This is a genomic window from Seonamhaeicola sp. (assembly GCF_028281565.1).
In the GTDB taxonomy this organism is placed as follows: domain Bacteria; phylum Bacteroidota; class Bacteroidia; order Flavobacteriales; family Flavobacteriaceae; genus Seonamhaeicola.
In genome coordinates this window covers 39,889-62,810 of the sequence record NZ_JANQJQ010000030.1, presented here as the reverse complement: position 1 = coordinate 62,810, position 22,922 = coordinate 39,889, and the positions used below count along the sequence as shown (strand labels likewise).

15 protein-coding genes are annotated in these 22,922 nt (G+C 39.0%); 9 read left to right on the top strand and 6 right to left on the bottom strand.

Features of this window, described 5'->3' with window-relative positions:
- Nucleotides 1-116: 116 nt before the first annotated feature.
- Together lon and Q0983_RS13550 are read right to left on the bottom strand one after the other, a co-directional pair.
- Nucleotides 117-2,567 (bottom strand): endopeptidase La, encoded by a 2,451-nt coding sequence (gene lon, locus Q0983_RS13555; RefSeq protein ID WP_299554228.1) that lies wholly within the window; start codon nt 2,565-2,567, stop codon nt 117-119.
- Between the two features lie 164 nt (nt 2,568-2,731).
- Nucleotides 2,732-3,403 (bottom strand): rhomboid family intramembrane serine protease, encoded by a 672-nt coding sequence (locus Q0983_RS13550; RefSeq protein ID WP_299554225.1) that lies wholly within the window; start codon nt 3,401-3,403, stop codon nt 2,732-2,734.
- A 198-nt stretch (nt 3,404-3,601) separates the two neighbouring features.
- On the opposite strand from Q0983_RS13550, the gene Q0983_RS13545 reads away from it, so the two are divergent.
- Nucleotides 3,602-4,498, top strand: a complete 897-nt coding sequence (locus Q0983_RS13545) for a lysophospholipid acyltransferase family protein (protein ID WP_299554222.1) — start codon at nt 3,602-3,604, stop codon at nt 4,496-4,498.
- Nucleotides 4,499-4,593: 95 nt separating this feature from the next.
- Here the strand turns inward: Q0983_RS13545 and Q0983_RS13540 are convergent, their stop codons facing one another.
- Both Q0983_RS13540 and glmM read right to left on the bottom strand, forming a co-directional pair.
- Nucleotides 4,594-6,123: a sulfatase gene (locus Q0983_RS13540; protein ID WP_299554219.1), complete on the bottom strand. Its 1,530-nt coding sequence runs from the start codon at nt 6,121-6,123 to the stop codon at nt 4,594-4,596.
- 116 nt (nt 6,124-6,239) lie between these two features.
- Complete coding sequence (gene glmM / locus Q0983_RS13535) at nt 6,240-7,628, bottom strand: phosphoglucosamine mutase (protein ID WP_299554216.1); 1,389 nt, start codon at nt 7,626-7,628, stop codon at nt 6,240-6,242.
- 89 nt (nt 7,629-7,717) lie between these two features.
- On the opposite strand from glmM, the gene Q0983_RS13530 reads away from it, so the two are divergent.
- Nucleotides 7,718-8,317, top strand: a complete 600-nt coding sequence (locus Q0983_RS13530; RefSeq protein ID WP_299554214.1) for an acyl carrier protein phosphodiesterase — start codon at nt 7,718-7,720, stop codon at nt 8,315-8,317.
- Between the two features lie 146 nt (nt 8,318-8,463).
- The gene (locus tag Q0983_RS13525; protein WP_299554211.1) at nt 8,464-9,159 is read left to right on the top strand and encodes a hypothetical protein; all 696 of its coding nucleotides are present in this window, start codon (nt 8,464-8,466) and stop codon (nt 9,157-9,159) included.
- 9 nt (nt 9,160-9,168) lie between these two features.
- Here the strand turns inward: Q0983_RS13525 and Q0983_RS13520 are convergent, their stop codons facing one another.
- Nucleotides 9,169-9,795, bottom strand: a complete 627-nt coding sequence (locus Q0983_RS13520; RefSeq protein ID WP_299554208.1) for a CAP domain-containing protein — start codon at nt 9,793-9,795, stop codon at nt 9,169-9,171.
- A gap of 100 nt (nt 9,796-9,895) precedes the next feature.
- Nucleotides 9,896-10,420, bottom strand: a complete 525-nt coding sequence (locus tag Q0983_RS13515; RefSeq protein ID WP_299554205.1) for a hypothetical protein — start codon at nt 10,418-10,420, stop codon at nt 9,896-9,898.
- Between the two features lie 115 nt (nt 10,421-10,535).
- Between Q0983_RS13515 and uvrA the strand changes: the two genes are divergently transcribed.
- The 6 genes from uvrA to Q0983_RS13485 all read left to right on the top strand — a co-directional run bounded on the left by uvrA (nt 10,536) and on the right by Q0983_RS13485 (nt 22,919).
- Entirely contained in the window at nt 10,536-13,367 is a 2,832-nt protein-coding gene (gene uvrA / locus Q0983_RS13510) for an excinuclease ABC subunit UvrA (RefSeq protein ID WP_299554202.1), read from the top strand.
- Nucleotides 13,368-13,454: 87 nt separating this feature from the next.
- Complete coding sequence (locus Q0983_RS13505; RefSeq protein ID WP_299554199.1) at nt 13,455-14,144, top strand: TIGR00730 family Rossman fold protein; 690 nt, start codon at nt 13,455-13,457, stop codon at nt 14,142-14,144.
- Between the two features lie 171 nt (nt 14,145-14,315).
- Complete coding sequence (locus Q0983_RS13500) at nt 14,316-17,102, top strand: metalloprotease (RefSeq protein WP_299554197.1); 2,787 nt, start codon at nt 14,316-14,318, stop codon at nt 17,100-17,102.
- Nucleotides 17,103-17,263: 161 nt separating this feature from the next.
- Nucleotides 17,264-19,672, top strand: a complete 2,409-nt coding sequence (locus tag Q0983_RS13495) for an alpha-ketoacid dehydrogenase subunit alpha/beta (RefSeq protein WP_299554195.1) — start codon at nt 17,264-17,266, stop codon at nt 19,670-19,672.
- Nucleotides 19,673-19,944: 272 nt separating this feature from the next.
- Complete coding sequence (gene budA / locus Q0983_RS13490; protein WP_299554192.1) at nt 19,945-20,769, top strand: acetolactate decarboxylase; 825 nt, start codon at nt 19,945-19,947, stop codon at nt 20,767-20,769.
- 5 nt (nt 20,770-20,774) lie between these two features.
- Complete coding sequence (locus Q0983_RS13485; protein WP_299554189.1) at nt 20,775-22,919, top strand: hypothetical protein; 2,145 nt, start codon at nt 20,775-20,777, stop codon at nt 22,917-22,919.
- The last annotated feature ends 3 nt before the right edge of the window (nt 22,920-22,922 follow it).

Here is a 22,922-nt window from a genome sequence, read left to right as displayed (position 1 = left end):
AAAAAAATGTCATTCTGAGTGTAACGAAGAATCTCTTTTAAAATAAGGAATACATGAGATTCTTCACCATGTTCAGAATGACAATTTTAAATACTTTCAGGCAGTCTTGTATTGCCTCACAATTTTTTAGCGTTTTTCACTTTCTGATTTGTGAGTGCTATTTTAATAACCTCACTCATATCAGTCACATAATGGAACGTTAAGCCCTTAAGATATTCCGTCTTTATTTCATTAATATCCCGTCTGTTTTCCTCGCTAAGCAATATTTCTTTTATTCTGGCACGTTTTGCAGCTAAGATCTTTTCTTTAATACCTCCCACCGGAAGCACTTTTCCCCTAAGGGTTATCTCACCGGTCATTGCTATGCTTTTCTTTACTTTTCTCTGAGTGAATAAAGACACCAGAGATGTTAGCATAGTGACGCCGGCACTTGGTCCGTCTTTAGGCGTAGCGCCTTCCGGAACGTGAATATGAACATTGTATTTATCAAAAACGTCAGCATCAATACCAAAAGCATCAGCATTAGACTTTATATACTCCATAGCAATGGTAGCCGATTCTTTCATGACCTTACCAAGGTTTCCCGTAATGGTCAAAGCCCCTTTGCCTTTTGATAAAATAGACTCAATAAAAAGGATGTCCCCGCCTACACGTGTCCATGCCAAGCCTGTAACTACACCTGCCACATTATTATTTTCGTATTTATCGCGTTCTAACTTCGGGCTTCCTAAAACTTCGATAATATCATCATTACTAACTTTGATATTATACGTTTCTTCCATGGCAATGTTTTTGGCGGCATAGCGTACCATTTTTGCTATTTGCTTTTCAAGTCCTCGAACACCCGATTCCCTGGTATAGCCTTCAACAATTTTTTCTAACTGCGGTTTACCTATTTTTAGATTATTCCCTGTTAAACCATGCTCTTTCAATTGCTTTGGAAGTAAGTGACGTTTAGCTATTTCAACTTTTTCTTCAATAGTATATCCTGTTACATTGATAATTTCCATACGGTCTAATAACGCAGGCTGAATGGTAGCCAAACTATTGGAAGTAGCAATAAACATAACTTTGGAAAGGTCATAACCCATTTCCAAAAAGTTATCATAAAACTCACTGTTTTGCTCAGGGTCCAATACTTCCAACATGGCCGAAGAAGGATCCCCCTGATGTGAGTTTGATAACTTGTCAATTTCATCTAAAACAAACACCGGGTTAGAGGTTCCTGCTTTTTTCAGGCTTTGAATAATACGCCCCGGCATAGCACCTATGTAAGTTTTACGATGCCCTCTGATCTCCGCTTCATCACGTAAACCACCAAGTGAAATTCTGACATACTCTCTGCCTAAAGCTTCGGCTATAGACTTTCCTAACGAGGTTTTACCAACTCCCGGAGGGCCGTATAAGCATAAAATAGGCGATTTCATGTCATTACGAAGCTTCAACACGGCCAGATACTCAATGATTCTGCGCTTAACGTCATCTAAGCCATAGTGATCCCTGTCAAGGATCTTTTTAGCGCGTTTTAAATCGAATTTATCATTACTAAACTCGTTCCATGGCAAATCTAAAAACAGTTCAAGATAGTTGCGCTGTATAGAGTATTCCGCTACTTGCGGGTTCATACGTTGCAGCTTTCCTATTTCTTTATCGAAATGTTTCGCTATTTTTTCATCCCAAAGCTTTTCTTTGGCCTTAGCCTTCATATCCTCTATCTCTTCATCATGACTAACGCCTCCCAACTCTTCCTGAATGGTTTTCATTTGCTGATGCAGGAAATACTCGCGCTGCTGCTGGTTCATATCCATTTGAACCTTAGATTGAATATCATTTTTAAGTTCCAACTTTTGATATTCAACATTCATATATTTAAGCGTGGCCAAAGCACGTTGCTTAAGGTCATTCATTTCTAACAGGGCTTGTTTTTCAGCCACACTTAGATTCATATTGGACGACACAAAGTTTATTAAGAATGAGTTGCTTTCAATATTTTTTATAGCGAAAGAGGCCTCACTTGGAATATTAGGGCTTTCCTTAATAATTTCAAGTGCCAGGTCCTTCATGGACTCTATAATAGCACCGAATTCTTCATTATTAACAGCTGGCTTTGCCTCAGGCAAATCTCTGATAGTAGCATTCATATAAGGGTCTTCGGTTAGAACCTCAGCTACTTTAAAGCGCTTTTTACCCTGAATAATAACCGTGACATTACCATCAGGCATTTTTAAAACCCTTAAAATCCGGGCTACCGTACCTGTTTCATTGATCTCTTTTACCGTGGGGTTTTCAACCGATTCGTCTTTTTGGGCTACTACGCCAATCACCTTACTGCCCTTGTTGGCATCATTTATAAGTTTGATGGACTTATCACGCCCGGCTGTAATTGGGATTACTACACCGGGAAAGAGGACCGTATTTCTTAAAGACAAAATTGGTAATGTTTCCGGTAACTCTTCATTATTTATGGCTTCTTCGTCTTCAGGTGTCATTAACGGAATTAACTCTGAATTTTCATCGAATTCCTGAAATGACAAACTGTCAAGCGTTATAAAATTAGATTTCTTCATATATATTTTTAAGTCAATCTGTCATTAAAACACATTAACTCATTCAATTTTTAAATTCAAAAAATTATCAACTATTTGATTATCAATTAATTAAAAATAAATCAAAAGAATCATCATAAATATAAAGTCAATACTTATGCCAGAAGTAAGTTTATAAAGTTAAATTATAGTTTCCCTGCTCGTTTTAAAGCAAAAAGCAAAACAATAGGAACTGCCAGTATGCCAACCATAAGTAGATCTTTTTCAAATAACCAGGGGGCTACAATCAAAGTAATCACATAGCCTCCAATAGCGCCGCCAAAATGGGCATCATGACCAATATTGCCCACGCGTTTCTTCATACCATAAATGGAATATAGTAAATAAGCAATCCCTAATATGTACCCGGGAATTCCCAGATCATAAGAACCAATTCTTGAAGGTAAAAACATAAAATAGTAAAGCCTTTCCGGCTCTAACAATATAGCGGAATACAAAATACCTGTAACAGCTCCGCTGGCTCCTACGGCACTGTAATGGTATTCATTCTTGTGAAAATAAAGCGACAGCAGATTGCCTGCTAATAAGCTTCCAATATAAATTAAAATAAAACCACCCTGATCCACTTCATAGATTACTTGCCCTGAAAACAAGTACAAAGCAAACATATTAAAAAACAAATGGGTTGTATCAATATGCAAAAAACCGGCACTTAACAATCTTATTTGTTCGCCTCTCTGAACACCGCCTACATGAAACTTATATTTATCCAAAAAACCATAATCTTTAAACCCTCTCAAAGAAACCAAAACATTGGCTACTATCACTATAATGGTTATTGTATCTAAATTTCCCATGAAGTACAAACGTTTGAAATCAAATTAACATATATTTCCTGTGTAAAAGAACTAAATTTTGTCTTAAAAAAACATACAAAATTTAGTTTTACTTTAATAACCACTTTACTAGTCCATGATGCTTTTTCATTTGGTTTTTCTATACTTTCAAATGAAAAAAATCCTGTACTTTTGTCCCTGCAAATCTAAAATTAATTCATGCAATTTCTAACATATATTGTTGTTTATCCGCTTTTGTGGTGTATCTCCAGGCTTCCGTTCAGATTGCTGTACTTAATTTCAGATGGTGTTTATATCTTACTTTATTATGTAATTGGTTACAGAAAAAAAGTGGTAACCAATAATTTACAACTTGTCTTTCCTGATAAATCAGCAAGTGAAATTGCTGCCATCAGAAAAAGATTCTATAAGCATCTAAGTGATATGTTCCTGGAAATGGCTAAAACCATGTCTATTTCAGAAAAAGCACTGAAAAAACGGTTTTTAGTAACCAATCCTGAAGAATTTAAAAGGCTAGAAACCTTAAATAAAAGTGTTATTCTGATTTTCGGACATTATGCCAGTTGGGAATGGGCTATCGTAATGCAACACTATATTAATTTTAAAGGACTGGCGGTTTATAAACCTTTAGGAAACAAATATTTTGATAAGCTGGTTAGGGACATTCGTTCAAAATTTAATACCCAATTAATAAGTACCAGAGATACCATTAGCACGATTACACGTTATGAAACTTCGGGCACCAAGACCATTACCGGTTTTCTGAGTGATCAGTCTCCCAGAAGGTCCAAAGACGTGTATTGGGGGAGGTTTATGGGTATTGACATACCCTGTTTTACCGGAGCAGAACGATTAGCAAAAAAGCTGGACTTTTCTACGGCTTACCTAAAAATAAACAAAGTGAAACGAGGCTATTATGAAGCGGAAATCATAACACTTGCCGAAGACTCTAACAACTACCCTGATTATAAGTTGACCGATATGTTTCTTGAAGCACTTGAAGAACAGATTCATGAAACCCCTGAATACTATTTCTGGACACATAAACGCTGGAAACACAGGGGCAAAAGTACAAAGTTAGAAGTTAGAAGTTAGAAAGATAATAACCTTTAGGTGTTATTTAAAAAACAACAAGAAAACTCATAAATTTCACCCTAAACTCTAAACTCTGAACTCTGAACCTAAATAAATCATTGGGGTGTAGTATCTACAAAATCTGGATTCATCAATACCTTTCCTTCTTCCCTGGCTTTCATATAAACGGCTTTTGATGGTCTGGGGCGTATGCGGTACTTTGTAGGATATCCTGTTTCCCTGACAAAATCATCCGGTGTTCTTTCGGTTGGAAGAAAATCATTGGTAGTTTCCCGCATCCTTTTTAAGCGCATACGCATATCGTTTAGAACATAATCATAATCCGTATTCAGAGCCAAATTATTCAACTCATAGGGATCCTTTTCAACATCATACAATTCTTCATCGGGCCTGGGAATTTCAAAACATCGCATTTGAGCTTCGGTTAAAGTTCCTTTAGCCTTTTCTTCTTTCATACTCTTCCAGGTAAGATCCCTGATAATATCTGCTGAAGGCGTATTAGGCAGATCGGGATAATAATTCTTTATGTATTTGTATTTTGAAGTACGCACGGCCCTGGTATAGTCCTCAAAATCGTGGAAATGATCTTCGGCATAAATATCGTCTCTCGTACTTTGTTCTACGTCCATCAGGGCTGGAGAAAAATCAATCCCTTCAAAGTCCTCTATAGGTTCTAATCCGGCCATTTTCATAAAAGTGGGTGCTATATCTACCGAACTTACAAGATTATTATTAACACTACCGGGTTTTATTTTCGCCGGCCACTTGATGATCCATGGCGTTTTTATACCGCCGTCATAAAGGGTGGTTTTATCTCTTGGGAAGGCGCGTCCGTTATCTGAGATGAACAACACTACCGTATTTTCTGCCACGCCCTGAGCTTCTAACTCCGCTACTACCTTACCAATATAATCATCCATTCGGGAGATCTCATCATAATAAAGCGCAAAATCCTTTTTTGAAGCTTCGGTTTCCGGCATGTAAGGAGGTATGATCGTTTCTTCGGGGTCATAAGGATCATCACTCATACCTTCATAAAATGGTCTGTGTGCATCAAACGATGCTAACCACGTAAAAAACGGTTTGTCTTTTGGACGTTGTTGTAACAGTTTGATCCATTCATCACACCCACTGCCATCACCTACCAGGCGTCGGTCTAAACCTATTGGCGCATCAATCCATTTCATTTCCAAAAGTGCGTCAAAATCGTCTCTAACTGGATCACCCATGTGATATTTCCCCGCTAAACCTGTCCAATATCCGGCATTTTTAAGCTCCTGGACAAAGGTTTTCTTTTCTTCCGGCAAAGGCCATGACAATTGCTCAGCATCGGTGTTGTGCGGATACAATCCGGAAACAATACTGGTTCTGCTTGGGCTACAGGAACTTGTTGTTAAAAACGCCTGGTTAAAGAGCATCCCGTCGCGTGCCATTTTGTCCAAATGAGGTGTTTTGATCTTTGGATGTCCGTAAGCACCAACATCGTCCCAACTGACATCATCGGCAATGATGAGGACAATATTTGGTTTTTGGTTTTCCTGTGACGTTTTCTGCTTCGACTGACAGGAAACGAAAGTCAATATAATAACTAAGAAAAGATAATTAACGTAAGCTCTTGAAATCATATACACATTATGGTTTATAGTAAAGCTAACCATAAATCTCTGGTCTTTTAAAAAACGACCAATATTTCCATAATTTCGATATGATTTTACTACTTAGAGCACCGGCACTACCTCATTTAACTAGACGCAATAGCCCCCAACTCTTCAATAAACTTGTCTGCCAATGTATCAGCTTCCTCCTGCGATTTAGCTTCCGTATAAATTCTGATGATGGGTTCCGTATTACTTTTACGAAGATGGACCCAACTTTCGGCAAAATCTATTTTTACACCATCAATGGTAGTTAACCGCTCATTTTGATAACGGTTTTCTATTTCTTTTAAAATCCCGTCAACATCCAGATCCGGTGTTAACTGGATCTTCTTTTTGCTCATAAAATAGTTAGGATAGGTTTTTCTAAGGGCACTAACAGAAATATTCTTATCGGCCAGCAAACTTAAAAACAGCGCCACGCCAACCAGGGCATCACGTCCGTAATGGGCCTCCGGATAAATAATACCGCCATTGCCTTCACCACCGATCACAACCTTGTTCTTTTTCATAAGCTTCACCACATTGACCTCACCCACAGCACTGGCTTCATAAGTACCGCCGTATTTCTCAGTCACATCTCTTAGCGCTCTGGTAGAGCTCATGTTGCTCACCGTATTTCCGGGCGTTCTGCTTAACACATAATCAGCACATGCCACCAGGGTATATTCTTCCCCGAACATCTCCCCATTTTCATCCATAAAGGCTAATCTGTCTACATCAGGGTCTACAACAATCCCAAAGTCCGCATTGTATTTTCTAACAGCTTCAGACAGGTCTGTTAAATGCTCTTTTAGCGGTTCCGGGTTATGCGGGAAATGCCCGTTCGGTTCACAATGTAATTTAATTACATCCACACCTAAACGTTCCAGGAGCAACGGAATAGCAATTCCTCCCGTAGAATTCACACCGTCAACCACTACCCTGAATTTTGCGCGCTCAATGGGCTTTACAGTTACTAATGGCAAATCTAAAACCTCAATAATATGTAAGTCTATATAAGCATCATTTTTAGTGATCTTACCCAGGCTGTCAACATCGGCAAAATCAATGGCACCGCTTTCGGCAATGTCCAGAATTTTAGCACCTTCCACAGCATCTAAGAACTCACCTTTTTCGTTTAATAACTTAAGGGCGTTCCATTGCTTCGGGTTATGGCTGGCTGTTAAAATAATACCACCATCGGCATGTTCCATTGGAACCGCAACCTCAACGGTTGGCGTTGTTGAAAGCCCCACATTAATTACGTGAATACCCTGGCCAATCAACGTATTCATAACCAAATTCTGAATCATTTTACCGGAAATTCGGGCATCTCTGCCAACAACCACACGATAATTTTCCTTTTTCCTGTTTTGCTTTAACCATTCACCATAAGCCGCAGCAAATTTAACAGCATCAATAGGCGTTAAATTCTCGCCTACCGGTCCGCCAATGGTTCCCCTAATTCCTGAAATTGATTTTATAAGTGTCATAAATTCTGATTCTGATTTCTGCAAACGTACATATTTTTTTTAGCTTATATTTTAACTGAACTTAAAAAATCAATTCGTACATTTCTAAAATGAATTTTTTGGCTCATATTTACCTTTCCGGGGACAATGATTTAGTGACCATTGGCAACTTTATTGCCGATGGTATTAAGGGAAGCAGTTATAAAAAATACCCAAGGGATATCCAGGTAGGGATCTTGTTGCATCGTGAAATCGATACCTTTACCGATGCCCATAAAACCGTTAGATTAAGCACCAAGCGTCTGCATGAAAAATACGCGCATTACTCCGGTATTATAGTAGATATTCTTTATGACCATTTTTTAGCAAAAAACTGGAAACATTATTCGGACATTCCTTTAGATATTTATGTTGAAAACTTTTATGATGCTTTGGAAAACAACTACGAAATCCTACCGGCGCGAATACAGAAAATGATGCCTTATATGATCACGGATAACTGGTTGTTAAGTTATGCTTCGGTTGAAGGGATCTCCAGGGTCTTAGATGGCATGAACAGGCGTACTAAAAACCGTTCCAGTATGAATGAAGCCGTTCACGAACTGGAAGCGTTTTACAATGAATTTGAAAATGAATTCACTTCTTTCTTTGATGAACTTATTAGTTTTTCAAACAAAAAATTAAAAGGGCTAAAGGCCTCTGTCATTTGACCAAATACTTGTTTTATAGATGAACTTAAACCGGAAGTGCAAGTTATCGAGAAGACACTGCGGCTATCGGTTTTTACCAGTTTTCTTTTACTAACTCGATCGTATTTAATAATTTAGACGCTCAAATCGCATAAAAACCTACTGTTGTGAAGTCGAAAAAAATATTTAAAATAGGGGCCGGTATCGTGATCTTTTTCACCTTACCCAGTCTCTTGTTTTTTGGCTATTTATACCTCAAATACGATACACCACTTCCAACAGGTACCGCAGGTAAAGCCGCAGATGACCTTGCTACAAAGATGATAGTGGCCTTGAACTACGAAGCCTACGTCAATACGGATGTCTTTGAATGGACCTACAAACAAAGGCGTCATTACAAATGGGAAAAATCAAAAGGCATTTGCGAAGTCTATTGGGAACAATACAAAGTGAATCTGGATTTGAAAGACAGCAATCATAAGGCCTATGTCCATAGTTTTAAGGTGGATGGCGATCTCGCCGAAGATCTTATTGAAAAAGCTGTAAAGTATTATGAGAACGACTCGTTTTGGGTATTTGCCCCTCACAGGGTTTTTGATCAGGGTGTAGAGCGGGCATTGGTAGATACTGATAATGGCGATGCCTTACTGGTTACTTATAATACAGGGGATACGTACTTATGGCAATTGGATGACGACAGCATGCCAAAAAGTTTTAAAATGTGGACCTCACAACTCCCCATTGACGGTATGGAAACTTCCTGGAGTGACTGGACCACTACGGAAACCGGTGTAAAACTACCTACACTTCATAAGATCCTGTTTTTTGGTATGGAGATTACCGATATAAAAGGGGTTAATTGATAAAAAAAGTTACAGGCTGTCATAATAATTAACAACAATCCTATGACTATCCCGGTCTATGGCATAATACCCAACTGCTACTCCCCTGCTCCTTTTTTCCATCATAGCCTGGTAATGCCCGCCATTGGGGCCTTCCTGGTAGAATAATTTTGGTACCCAGGCAACAGACTTTTCTACGGTCCCGCTGGAGTCATCGCCGCCTCGTCCGCCTCCTGTTGACCCCTGACTTCTCCAGCCACAGCCATCATTCCAGTGAGGCACACCGTTTTCAACAGCCAGCCTGGCTTCCCTGGCGGCACACAATTCATATTCAATAGCCCTGACATAGGGTGGTAAATTATGTTTTGCCCTGTACTCATTAATCAGATTGACTGCAAACTCCCCTACGTCCACATACCCGCAATACGGATCATCAGCCATCAACTGCATAGCCCCATCGGCACATAAGTTTTCCGGGTTGCCATCACCATCAGGCAATTGCCCGACAAGTGAGGTAGTTAATCTGGTTTGCACTTCGGCATCTTCAATCCCTAAATCGATCAAAGGACTATGGGAAGGCCCGTCATCAGTTGAACAGGAAACTATAAGAAGAATAAATAACAAGCAAATCGTTGTAATATAGTTTGGAGCTTTCATAAGTGTAAAGTTTATGGATTTGGGGTATCATAAAACCTAAATTACACTAATGGGTCTGCACCAAAAAATAAAAATATCAGAATTCGACGAATGACATGGACTATTTACTCCTTTGTCCGACAAACTGCTGATTCTTAGACTTAAACAAAATATTAAAACTGGTTAAACTGCCATATATCCTGGTAATGTATTGTTGCAGATCTATTTTTCCCTGTTCGTCCAGATCACTGGAATTAATACGTTGCTCCATAACTCTCAGCCTGTCCCTGACCATGGTGATCTTATGGAAAAACTTGTCAATGGGTAATTCATAAGATTTTAAACTGTCATCAGCCGGCTGTAAAATGATTTTTCCGCCTTTATACTTATCGGCAATAGGTACGACCTCACTGGCATCGCTCCACTTTTTTAAAATGGCCACCAAACTGGTTTCAACATCATAAAAGCTAACTGTATCCACATCGTCATAAGCAGCTTCAATCACATCAAATTCGCTATCAAGGTCAATCGTCTCCAACCCTTTATCAATAAACGTTACCCAATAATGTTGTGATGTTACATTAGTAATAACCCCTTTTCCGTACTCCGGATGATCTATCCTGGAACTTATGCCTAATAATTTCATATCTGTATATCTTTTGAGCGTTTTTACAAATTCTATATACAATGATAATAAATCCAAAAGGAAACTTCACAGAAAATTAACAACTAAAATTGTAACTTTGCACTTTTGCCAATTTATGAACTCATTTGACGATTGTATTGAAGTAAAAGGTGCCAGGGCACATAACCTTAAAAACATTGATGTATCTATTCCCAGGGAAAAACTTGTGGTGATTACAGGGCTTTCCGGTAGTGGAAAATCGTCATTGGCTTTCGATACGATCTATGCGGAAGGACAACGCCGGTATATTGAGACCTTTTCGGCCTATGCGCGTCAGTTTTTAGGAGGACTGGAACGACCTGATGTTGACAAAATTGACGGTTTATCTCCCGTTATTGCCATTGAGCAAAAAACCACCAGTAAGTCGCCACGCTCTACAGTTGGTACGATTACTGAGATTTACGACTTTATGCGTCTTTTATTTGCCCGGGCTGCTGATGCTTACAGCTATAATACAGGCGATAAAATGATAAGCTATAGTGATGAACAAATAAAAGAGCTTATCATCAAAGATTTTGATGGCAAACGCATTAATATTTTGGCCCCTGTGGTACGCTCCAGGAAAGGGCATTATCGTGAATTGTTTGAACAAATAGCCAAACAAGGCTTTGTAAAAGTGAGAACTGACGGTGAGATTCGCGATATCGTCAAAGGCATGAAGCTGGACCGTTACAAAACCCATGATATTGAAATTGTTATCGATAGATTGGTTGTAAACGATGCCGTTGATAACGACAAGAGGCTCACTGAAACCATTAATACAGCTATGTATCATGGAGATGACGTCCTACTGGTTATTGACCAGGACACCAATAAAGCCCGTTATTTCAGCAGAAATTTAATGTGTCCGTCGTCAGGTATCTCATATCCTAATCCGGAACCTAATAATTTTTCGTTCAATTCGCCTAAAGGTGCCTGTAGTACTTGCAATGGCATCGGAGAACTTCACAAAGTGAATATTAATAAAATTGTTCCTGACGAATCACTTTCAATATCCAACGGCGCTTTGGCACCTCATGGCCCTGAAAAAAACAGTTGGATCTTTAAACAGTTTGGAACTATTGCCCAACGTTTCAATTTTAAGTTAACCGATCCTTACAAAAGCATTCCTGAAGAAGCCAAAGACATGATCCTTTACGGGGGCAGTGAAAAGTTCTCTGTTGAAAGCAAAACACTCGGGGTAACCAGAAATTATAACATTGATTTTGAAGGCGTTGCCAATTTTATTGAAAATCAATACAAAACAGCCGAATCCACATCGTTAAAACGATGGGCAAAGGGCTATATGGACAAGATACCCTGCCCGGAATGTGAAGGCAGTCGATTGAAAAAAGAATCTCTGTATTTCAAGATCAACGGTAAGAATATTGCTGAACTTGCCAAAATGGATATTGTTGAATTAGCGGCATGGTTCAATGATCTGGAAAATCACTTATCTGAAAAACAATTCAAAATTGCCGAGGAAATTTTAAAGGAGATCAAGTCCAGGCTCCAGTTCTTATTGGATGTTGGATTGGATTATTTATCGTTGAACCGAAGTTCTAAATCCCTGTCAGGTGGTGAAGCACAACGAATCAGGTTGGCCACTCAAATAGGGTCTCAGTTAGTGGGTGTACTTTATATCCTGGACGAACCGAGTATCGGGTTACATCAGCGCGATAATCAAAAGCTCATTAATTCTTTGGTGTCGCTCCGTGATATTGGTAATTCGGTAATAGTTGTAGAGCATGATAAGGACATGATCGAGCGTGCCGATTATGTGATAGATATTGGCCCCAAAGCGGGAAAACACGGCGGCGAGATCATCAGTACCGGCGCTATTGATGAGCTAAAGACACATCATACACTTACTGCGGATTACCTTAACGGAAGCAAAGAAATTGAGATCCCTAAAAAGCGACGAAGTGGTAACGGCAAGGTTTTAGAACTTACCGGCTGTACCGGTAATAACCTTAAAAATGTATCGGTTAAATTTCCACTAGGGAAAATGATCGGGGTCACAGGTGTTTCGGGAAGTGGGAAATCCACTTTGATCAACGAAACCCTTTATCCTATTTTAAATGCGCATTACTTTAACGGTGTAAAAAAACCCATGCCCTATAAAAGTATTAAAGGTTTGGAGCATATTGATAAAGTGATTGATATCAACCAATCCCCTATTGGCCGCACGCCAAGAAGTAACCCGGTAACTTACACCGGTACGTTTAGTGAGATCAGGGCCTTATTTGCTAAAATACCGGAAGCTATGATCAGAGGGTATAAGGCGGGCCGGTTTAGTTTTAACGTCAAAGGCGGACGATGCGAAACCTGTCAGGGCGGTGGTTTACGGGTCATTGAAATGAATTTTTTACCGGACGTTTATGTAGAATGTGAAACCTGTCAGGGCAAGCGTTTTAACAGGGAAACACTTGAGATCAAGTATAAAGGAAAATCTATTAGCGATGTGCTGAATATGACCATCAATGAAGCGGTACATTTCTTCGAGCATATTCCTAAAATATACAAGAAACTCAAAACCATTCAGGATGTTGGCCTGGGTTATATCACTTTAGGGCAGCAAAGCACCACACTTTCCGGTGGCGAAGCGCAACGTATCAAGTTAGCAACCGAGTTAAGCAAACGGGATACCGGAAATACCTTCTATATCCTTGACGAACCTACTACCGGCCTTCATTTTGAAGATATCAGAGTGCTCATGCAAGTACTTAATAAATTAGCAGACAAAGGCAATACGGTACTTATTATAGAGCACAATTTAGATGTTATAAAAACAGTGGACCATATCATCGATATTGGCTATGAAGGCGGTAAAGGCGGTGGGCAAATTATTGTTGAAGGGACTCCGGAAGCCGTTGTAAAACACCAAAAAAGCTATACGGCTAAATTCCTTAAAAAAGAATTAAATTAGCTACTTGGCCTTTAGTCAGTATACTTGAGGCCGTTAATTAAGATATAAACTTACGTCTATGGACAATAGACTAAAGATTTTAAAAACATGAGAAAAGAATTGCATCATAAAGGGTGGAACGAGATAAAAACAAACGATTCCTGGGCTATTTTCAAGATTATGGGAGAGTTTGTCAATGGATTTGAAAAAATGAGCCAAATTGGCCCCTGTGTGTCCATTTTTGGTTCGGCCAGGGCAAAACCGGACGACAAATATTATAAACTTACCGAAGACATTGCGCAAAGTATAGTTGAGGCCGGTTATGGCGTTATCACCGGTGGTGGCCCCGGAATTATGGAAGCCGGTAACAAAGGGGCCCACCTGGGAGGTGGTACTTCCGTTGGATTAAACATTGAATTGCCCTTTGAACAGCATGACAATCCGTATATTGACCATGATAAGAATTTAGATTTTGACTATTTCTTTGTACGCAAGGTGATGTTTGTAAAATATGCTCAGGGTTTCGTAGTCATGCCCGGTGGTTTTGGTACTTTAGACGAGTTTTTTGAAGCACTGACATTGATACAAACCCATAAGATTGGTAAGTTCCCCATTATTTTAGTAGGAACAGACTTTTGGGAAGGGCTAATTGATTGGATAAAAAAGACACTTCTGGAGGCATTTGGTAATGTCAGCCCGAAAGACCTGGATTTAATTCATTTGGTGGATACTGCCGAGGAAGTTACCACCATTCTTGACGATTTCTACAAAGAATCTCAGTTGAGCCCTAATTTCTAGTTAGGTATTTGGTCATTTAACTTGTTTAATAGTTATATAAAGTACCTCAATACCTGATGATATCATATTTTTTTATATTGCAGTGCCTTAAAAATGAATTTTTAACCCTAATGTTTTAATTGTAAATTGAATTTTCGTCTTCTAAATTGCCTCATATATAGCTTTATTTGCTTGTATAGCTTTGGTCAAAATAAAATAGACCTTAAGGCAGATTTTGACGTCGAGAGTAAAAAGATTCAGATTTCTCAAACCATTCAATATTACAATAGCTCCAATAAAACGCTGGATACTATCTATTTAAACAATTGGGCCAACAGCTATGCTACAAAAAGCACACCACTGGCACAATGGATTGCTGACGAGTATATTAATGACTTTCATTTGGCAAAAAACAAAGACCGGGGCTATTCCGTAATTACATCCGTTAAACAAAACGGTGAAGATTTAGTGTATTGCGAACTTGAAAAGTTCCCCGATGTTATAAAAGTCGATCTCAATGCGCCTCTGAAACCAGGTGATTTTTACAAATTGGATGTGGCGTGCATAGTTCAAATACCAAATGCTAAATTCACGAAATACGGCATTACGGATACAGGCGCCATCAACCTGCGTTACTGGTACCCCACACCGGCTATTTATGATGGCGAATGGCATTATTACAGCAATAAGGATTTAGATGATCTGTACATTCCAAAAGCGGATATCACACTTGAAATCAAGTATCCCATGGGTTATCAACTTACTTCAGAATTAAATTCAAGTAGCTATGTTCAAAAGCTTAAATATCAAGAAATTATACTAAACGGAAAAAACAGATTGAACACCAAGTTGTTTTTAAGGAAGACCAAAGATTTTAAAACCATTCAAAATAAAGATTTGGCACTTGTTTCCAGTATTGACGATGAGGGCTTAGAAATGATAGATAAGGTTTTAATTACTGAAAAAGTTTTAAAATATTTAGAAACTAACCTGGGAGCCTATCCACATGAAAAGTTACTGCTTTCTCAAATTGATTATGATAAAGACCCCATTTACGGTTTAAACTTTCTGCCTAAATTTTTAAAACCTTACCCAAATCATTTTCAATATGAGCTTAAAATATTAAAAATTGCCATCCATAATTATTTGGAAAACACCTTACTTGTTAATCCCAGAAAGGAACAATGGCTTTTAGATGCCATTCAAATATACTACGCTATGAAGTATGTTGATGAACACTACCCTGACATGAAGTTCCTGGGGTCTTTTGCGGATATTTGGGGCGTTCGTTCCTTTCATATTGCCGATATGAAATTTAACGACAAGTACATTTTGGCTTTTATGCTTATGGCAAGAACCAACCGGGATCAAAAGCTTACCATGGCTAAAGACTCCCTTCTAAAATTCAATGCCAATATTGCCAATAAATACAAGGCCGGTGTAGGCCTGAGGTATTTAGACGATTTTGTTAATCAGGATGTTGTTGAAAACAGTTTATCGTCGTTTATTAAAGACAATAAGCTAAAAGAAACTTCAGTAAAGGCTTTTGAAGCCTTTATAAAATCTAAAACAGATAAGAATATAGACTGGTTTTTTAATGACTATTTAGATACCAGGAAAAAAATTGATTTTAAGATCAGAAAGGTTATTAAGACTGAAGATTCCATAACGCTGACCATCAAGAATAAACGCGACAACAGTATGCCTGTATCGTTATACACCTTAAAAGACGATAGCATTATATCAAAAACCTGGATAGAGAACATTTCGAACAGCAAAACCCTGACCATTCCCAGGAATGATGCCAACAAATTAGTTTTAAACTATAACAAAGTCATTCCGGAGATCAATATCAGAGACAATTGGAAATCGTTAAAAGGATTCTTTTTCAATAATAAACCACTGCAATTCAGATTGTTTCAGGATATTGAAGATCCGCATTATAACCAGGTATTCTTTATGCCCGTGGTGGAATTCAATAATATTTATGATGGCCTGACCCTGGGGACCAGGGTCTACAACAAAACCGTACTTAGAAAACTTTTCAACTATAGAATTGAACCGCAATACGCTTTAAAGTCCAAAACCTTTACAGGTTCCGGCTTTGTATCTAATTCGCATTATTTTGAAAATTCAGACCTGTACAATGTAATCTATGGTATTGGTGCCGGGTATTCGTCTTATGCCGAGGACTTATTTGTTACGCAAATCACGCCAACCATATCTTTTTTATTTAGAGAAGACAACGACTTTCGTTCCAATAAACGGCAATCTTTAACCTTCAGATACGTGGATATTCGCAGAGATAGAGACGAGACCAATATTTTAACGTCTTCAGAACCCAACTATGGGATATTCAATGCGCGCTATATTGACTCGAATGATAATTTGATAAATTTTAATAAGTGGTATGTAGATTTTCAGGTGGCAGAAAAATTCAGTAAAATAGCTTTTAACTATGAATACCGTAAGTTGTTTGAAAGCAACCGGCAGTTGAATTTAAGGGTGTTTACCGGAACGTTCATTAAAAACAATACCGATTTAAACTCCAATTATTTCAGTTTTGCATTAGACAGACCTACAGACTATTTGTTTGATTATGCCTATTTAGGGCGCTCTGAAGCCTCCGGTATTTTTAGTCAGCAATATATCACGGCTGAAGGCGGTTTTAAATCTAAATTAGACACCCCTTTTGCCAATCAGTGGATCACCACACTCAATGCCAGTACTACCCTGTGGCGATATATTTTATTCTATGGTGATATAGGACTGGTGAAAAATAAGGGAGATCGTGCCCATTTTATGTATGACTCGGGCGTCAGGCTTAATTTGGTTACGGATTACTTCGAGATCTACTTCCCGGTATATTCAAATTTAGGCTGGGAAATAGGACAACCAAATTACGATCAGAAAATCAGATTTAAATTTACTGTAGACCCCGAAGTATTATTCGGGCTTTTCAGAAGACGATGGTTCTAATATTTCAATTATTCTTATTAAAAAAGCTTTTTTAATGAAGAATAAATAATATTAAAGGCTAATTTTGTTTATTTTTAAATAGTTGTTAACAACTTATCGCTTCGTAAAATTGCAAAAAAGGGAAACATTAACTACTTTTGCACCAGCCAAAGCGTTCCGCCATGCAAAGTATTCCTGATTTAAAAAATATCTCATTTGAAGACTTTAAAGCTGAAGTCATTAACGACTATAAAACAGCTCTTAGAAGTAGAGAATGCAGCTTATTGGGAAGGCGCGAAGTATTGACCGGTAAAGCTAAATTCGGGATCTTTGGAGATGGCAAGGAAGTCCCTCAATTAGCCATGGCTAAAGCCTTTAAAAAAGGTGATTGGAGGTCGGGTTACTACCGGGACCAAACCCTTATGATGGCTTTGGGAGAGCTTACCGTAGAACAGTTCTTTGCCGGATTATATGCCAATACGGATATTAAACTGGAACCCATGTCTGCCGGCAGGCAAATGGGCGGTCATTTTGTGACCCACAGTTTAGACGACAATGGCAACTGGAAAGACCTTACCAAACAGTATAATTCCAGTGCAGACATTTCCTGTACAGCCGGCCAAATGCCCCGTTTATTGGGATTGGCCCAGGCTTCAAAAATTTATAGAGCGGTTGAGGGTATTAAATCCACTAACTTTTCGAACAATGGCAATGAAGTGGCCTGGGGAACCATAGGAAACGCTAGCACCAGCGAAGGTTTATTCTTTGAAACCATAAATGCTGCAGGAGTCTTACAGGTACCCATGATTATTAGTGTCTGGGATGATGAATACGGTATTTCGGTGCATGCCAAACATCAAACCACTAAAGAGAACATTTCAGAAATATTAAAAGGCTTCCAACGTGATAATGATAACAAAGGGTATGACATATTACGTGTTAAGGGATGGGATTATGCCAACCTTATAGAAACCTATCAGGAAGCCGGTGCAATAGCCAGGGAAGAACATGTTCCGGTTTTAATTCATGTCACGGAACTTACCCAACCCCAGGGGCATTCCACTTCCGGTTCACATGAACGCTATAAAACTGCAGAACGCCTGGAATGGGAAAGACAACAGGACTGCAACTTAAAAATGCGGGAATGGATGATTGAAAGTGGCATTTCCACTAATGAAGACCTCACTGAACTTGAGCGCACCATAAAAAGGGAAGTAAGAGAAGCCAAAAAGAATGCCTGGAACACCTTTTTAAGACCTATTCTAAAACAAAAAAGCGAATTAATAGCGTTATTAACGCAGGTGGCCCAAAAATCTTCCAATGGTGTTTTTATCACGAAATTAAAAGAAAACCTGGTGGCTGTTGATGAACCTACCAGAAAAGACATCCTATCCTACGCCAGAAAAGCTTTAAGGCATTTGTTAGGAGAATCGTCTCCTGAAAAACAAAAATTGGCGCATTGGATCGATACGGTCATTAAAAAAACACAGCCTGAATTCAGCTCACATTTATTCTCTGAAACGGCACATTCCAACACACGTATAAATGAAGTCAAGCCAACTTACAATGAGGATGCTGCATTGGTTGACGGAAGGATCATCTTAAGAGATAATTTTGATGCCATCTTTAGCAATTACCCTGAAGCTTTGGTATTTGGTGAAGACACCGGAAATATTGGTGATGTGAATCAGGGACTGGAAGGCTTACAGGCTAAATATGGTGACCTTAGGATTGCAGATACGGGTATTCGGGAAGCCACTATAGTAGGACAAGGTATTGGTATGGCTTTAAGAGGCCTTCGCCCTATTGCTGAAATTCAATACCTGGATTACATTCTTTACGCCATTCAAACGATAAGTGATGACGTAGCCACAACACACTACCGCACCAAAGGAAAACAGAAAGTCCCTTTGATAATTAGAACCAGGGGCCACAGGTTGGAAGGTATTTGGCATTCAGGCTCTCAAATGGGTGGTATTCTTAATTTAGCGAGAGGTGTTAACCTGTTGGTACCACGAAATATGACCAAAGCAGCCGGTTTTTATAATACGTTGCTTCAGGGTGATGACCCTGCCATCGTTGTGGAATGCCTTAACGGATACAGGTTAAAAGAAAAAATGCCAAATAACCTTGGAAACTTAAAAACCCCTATTGGCGTTGTAGAAACCGTTAAAGAAGGTACCGATATCACCTTAGTGTCTTATGGATCCACATTACGAATAGTACAAAAAACAGCTAAGGAATTATTAACGGTAGGTATTGATGCCGAAGTGATTGATGTACAATCGCTATTACCATTCGATCTTAATCACGATATAGTTAAAAGTATTGCCAAAACAAATCGTGTCATGATCATTGATGAAGATGTTCCGGGTGGAGCCTCTGCGTATATTTTAGATGAATTACTAAGCAAGCAAAAAGCGTTTCAGTATTTAGACTCCGAACCTAAAACACTAACCGCAAAACCACACAGGCCCGCCTATGGTAATGATGGTGACTATTTCTCTAAACCATCTGCAGAAGACATTTTTGAAGCCGTTTATGAGGTGATGCACGAACTGGATCCATCAGAATATCCAAAGTTGAGATAAGGTAAAGGTTGGTGCTAGAATGTTACTTTAAGCAACTTTTTGTCAGACAGAACCTGTGGAAGTCTTGTTTCATTCAGGTTTTCATAATTCTTATATGATTGATAAAATGAGATTCTGAAATAAATTCAGAATGACATTCTACACTTCTTTATACAATCTTTTTAATTCAATTGAACAGTAATCACAAATATTTGATTACTATGAATTGATATTACTCAATAAATTAGCTAAATTCGTTCAACGTACTTTTAATCAACTAAATAAACTAAACTATGAAATCTGTATCATGGCTTTTCATGTTAGCATTAGCCACACTAATCTTCTCTTGCCAAAACAAACCGGAAAAAACCGAAAACACAGAGGCCGAAAGCCATACCACCGAAGCTCCTGTGGCTGTAACCGGTGACCAGGACACATTTTATCAATACTCCATTTGGTTTGCCTTTGTAAATAAGGTTTTTGATGGCAGCCTTACTGTAAAGGAACTTAAAACCCATGGTAATGTAGGTTTAGGGTCTTTCGATTTTTTAGATGGCGAACTGGTCATGCTGGATGGCGTACCCTATCGCATTAGAGAAAACGGTGAGATCAGCGTTGGACAAGATCATGATGAAATTGTTTATGCTGATGCGGCATTCTTTGACAAGGAAGAAGGCTTTACCATTGAAGAAACCATCAAATTCTCGGACCTGGCTTCCAAACTGGATGCCAAAAAGAAATCACCACATTATTTCTACATTTATAAGGTTCATGGCACCTTTAAATATATCAAACTTGGAGGCGTACCAAAAGTAGCACGTCCCTTTACTGACGGATTGGATGTATTGATCCCGAACAGGCCCGTTTTTGAAACCGAAAATATTGCCGGCACTTTAGTCGGATTCTATTGCCCTGATTATATTGGGAACATCAATGCCAAAGGCCATCATTTTCATTTTATCAGTGATGACAAAAAATGGGGCGGCCATGTGATGGATTTCGAATCTTCAGGCCCTTTAGAAGTACAATCTGACGCAAAAACCAAATACCAGTTCGATTTACCGGTAAGTACGGAATTTGAAAATGTGGACCTAAGCAAAGAATTTCAATACAACTAGAGATCATGCTTAAGAGATTCCTTGTAATAACGCTGATTGGTGTTACACTTTACAATTGCTCAAATTCAAAGGAAATAGACTCACCATTAGTCGATTTCGCTAAAGAGCACATTGACAAAGTGCTCGCCGAAAGTGGACAAAAAACCATGAATATCACCTGGAAAATTGACAGTGCAACGCAAGAAGTACAGGCTTATAGTATTACTGTAAATTCAAATGACATAACTATTACAGGAGGCGACGAAAGTGGTCTGATGTATGGCGGTTTAGAAGTTGCGGAGCAATTATCATTAAACGGAACTGTTGTAAACACTGCTCACGCCCCTTTTATTCTCAACAGAGGCTTAAAAATGAATATTCCGCTGGATGCTCGAACACCAAGTTATGATGATTCCGGTGATGCCGCTATTAAAAATGTTAAAACCGTTTGGGAATGGGATTTCTGGAAAAACTACCTGGATCAAATGGCTATTAACAGATACAATGTCCTGTCACTTTGGAATCCCCATCCATTTCCATCCATGATCAAACTGGAAGACTATCCGGATGTTGCGCTGGATGACATTTATACCACCAGCTACAAACCTAACGGTTTGGAGAACGAAATGGGCGATCCGGGATTAGTAGCCTCCGTGGTTTTTGATAACCTGGAACTGGTTAAAAAACAATCCATTGATGATAAAATTGCTTTCTGGCAAAAGGTGATGCAATATGCCCATGACAGAGGTATTGCCATTTACTGGGTCAATTGGAATATATGCCCTAATAGTGTAGCCACACCGGTTGAACCGATGTACAAAACCTACAGGATCAATATGCGTGATGAAAAACCTGGAAAACACGGTATTACCCATCAAATAGATAACCCCATAACCATAGCGTATCACAGGGCCGCTACCAAACAGTTTTTATTGACGTATCCGCATATAAAGGGTATTGGTATTACTTCCGGGGAACATATGCCATTGACCTGGGAAGGGTCCAATCGGGAAGAATGGGTTTGGAACACCTACGGATTAGGGATCCTTGACTTCAAAAAAGAACAACCAAACAGGGAGATCCACTTTATCCACAGGGTTTGGCACTCTGATATGGAACAGATCATGGCCTATTGGGGCGATTACCCGGACACCTTTGACGTGAGCTTTAAGTATGCCAAGGCACGATTATACGCCTCACCAAGTATCAATTTTTATGATGACCATATTGAAGACATGAACCAATATGGTTTAAAATCCTGGTGGAACCTGAGGAACGATGATATTTTTGTGTACCGTTGGGCTAACACAGACTATGTCAGGGACTTTATTGCCAACATGCCAAAAGGTGATACCAAAGGCTATTACATGGGATCAGACGGCTATGTATGGGCCCGGGAGTTCATCAGTAAAAATCCGGAACTTTCCGGTGAATATGAATTTGACAAGCACAAATTCCGTTTTATGCTTTGGGGGCGCCTGGGCTATAATAATGACCTATCGGAAGATATGATCCTTAAGGTTTTTAAAAAGCATTATGCTATTGATGATGCCGAATTATTATTCAACACCTGGCAAACAGCCTCTAAGATCATCCCTCAGGTAAATCGCTTTCACTGGCGTAACTGGGATGCCGACTGGTCCGTTGAATCCTGTAGAGCCCGGGAAAAATTAGGTGGTTTCAGGGATGTATTCGATTTTATTGATAACCCGGTGATGCAAAACCAAAACCTGATCAATTGCAAAGACTATGTAACTAAAGTGTTATCAAAAGAAGCTATAACCGAAACCACACCGCCACAGGTCACAGAACGTCTTATAACCTGGAGCAACGACGCCATACACAATGCCGACAAACTGTATTCCGAAGCTGCTTCCGCCCAAACCAAAGCCCTATTGTCTGATATTAAGGCTATGGGCTATTTAGGCTTATTTTACGCATATAAAATCAATGCCGGTACCCAATTGGTTTTCTATCAAACTAAAAAAGATAGGCAATACAAAACCAAGGCTGTTAACCATATGCAAAAGGCTTTAGAAGCCGTTACGGCATATGCCAATATATCAAACACCAATTATCATACGCAAATGTTAGCGCGCCCGGGTGCTTTAAATTGGGATGCCATGGTAGCTGAAGTTAAAAAGGAAGTGGAAGCTGTAACTAATTTGTAAAAT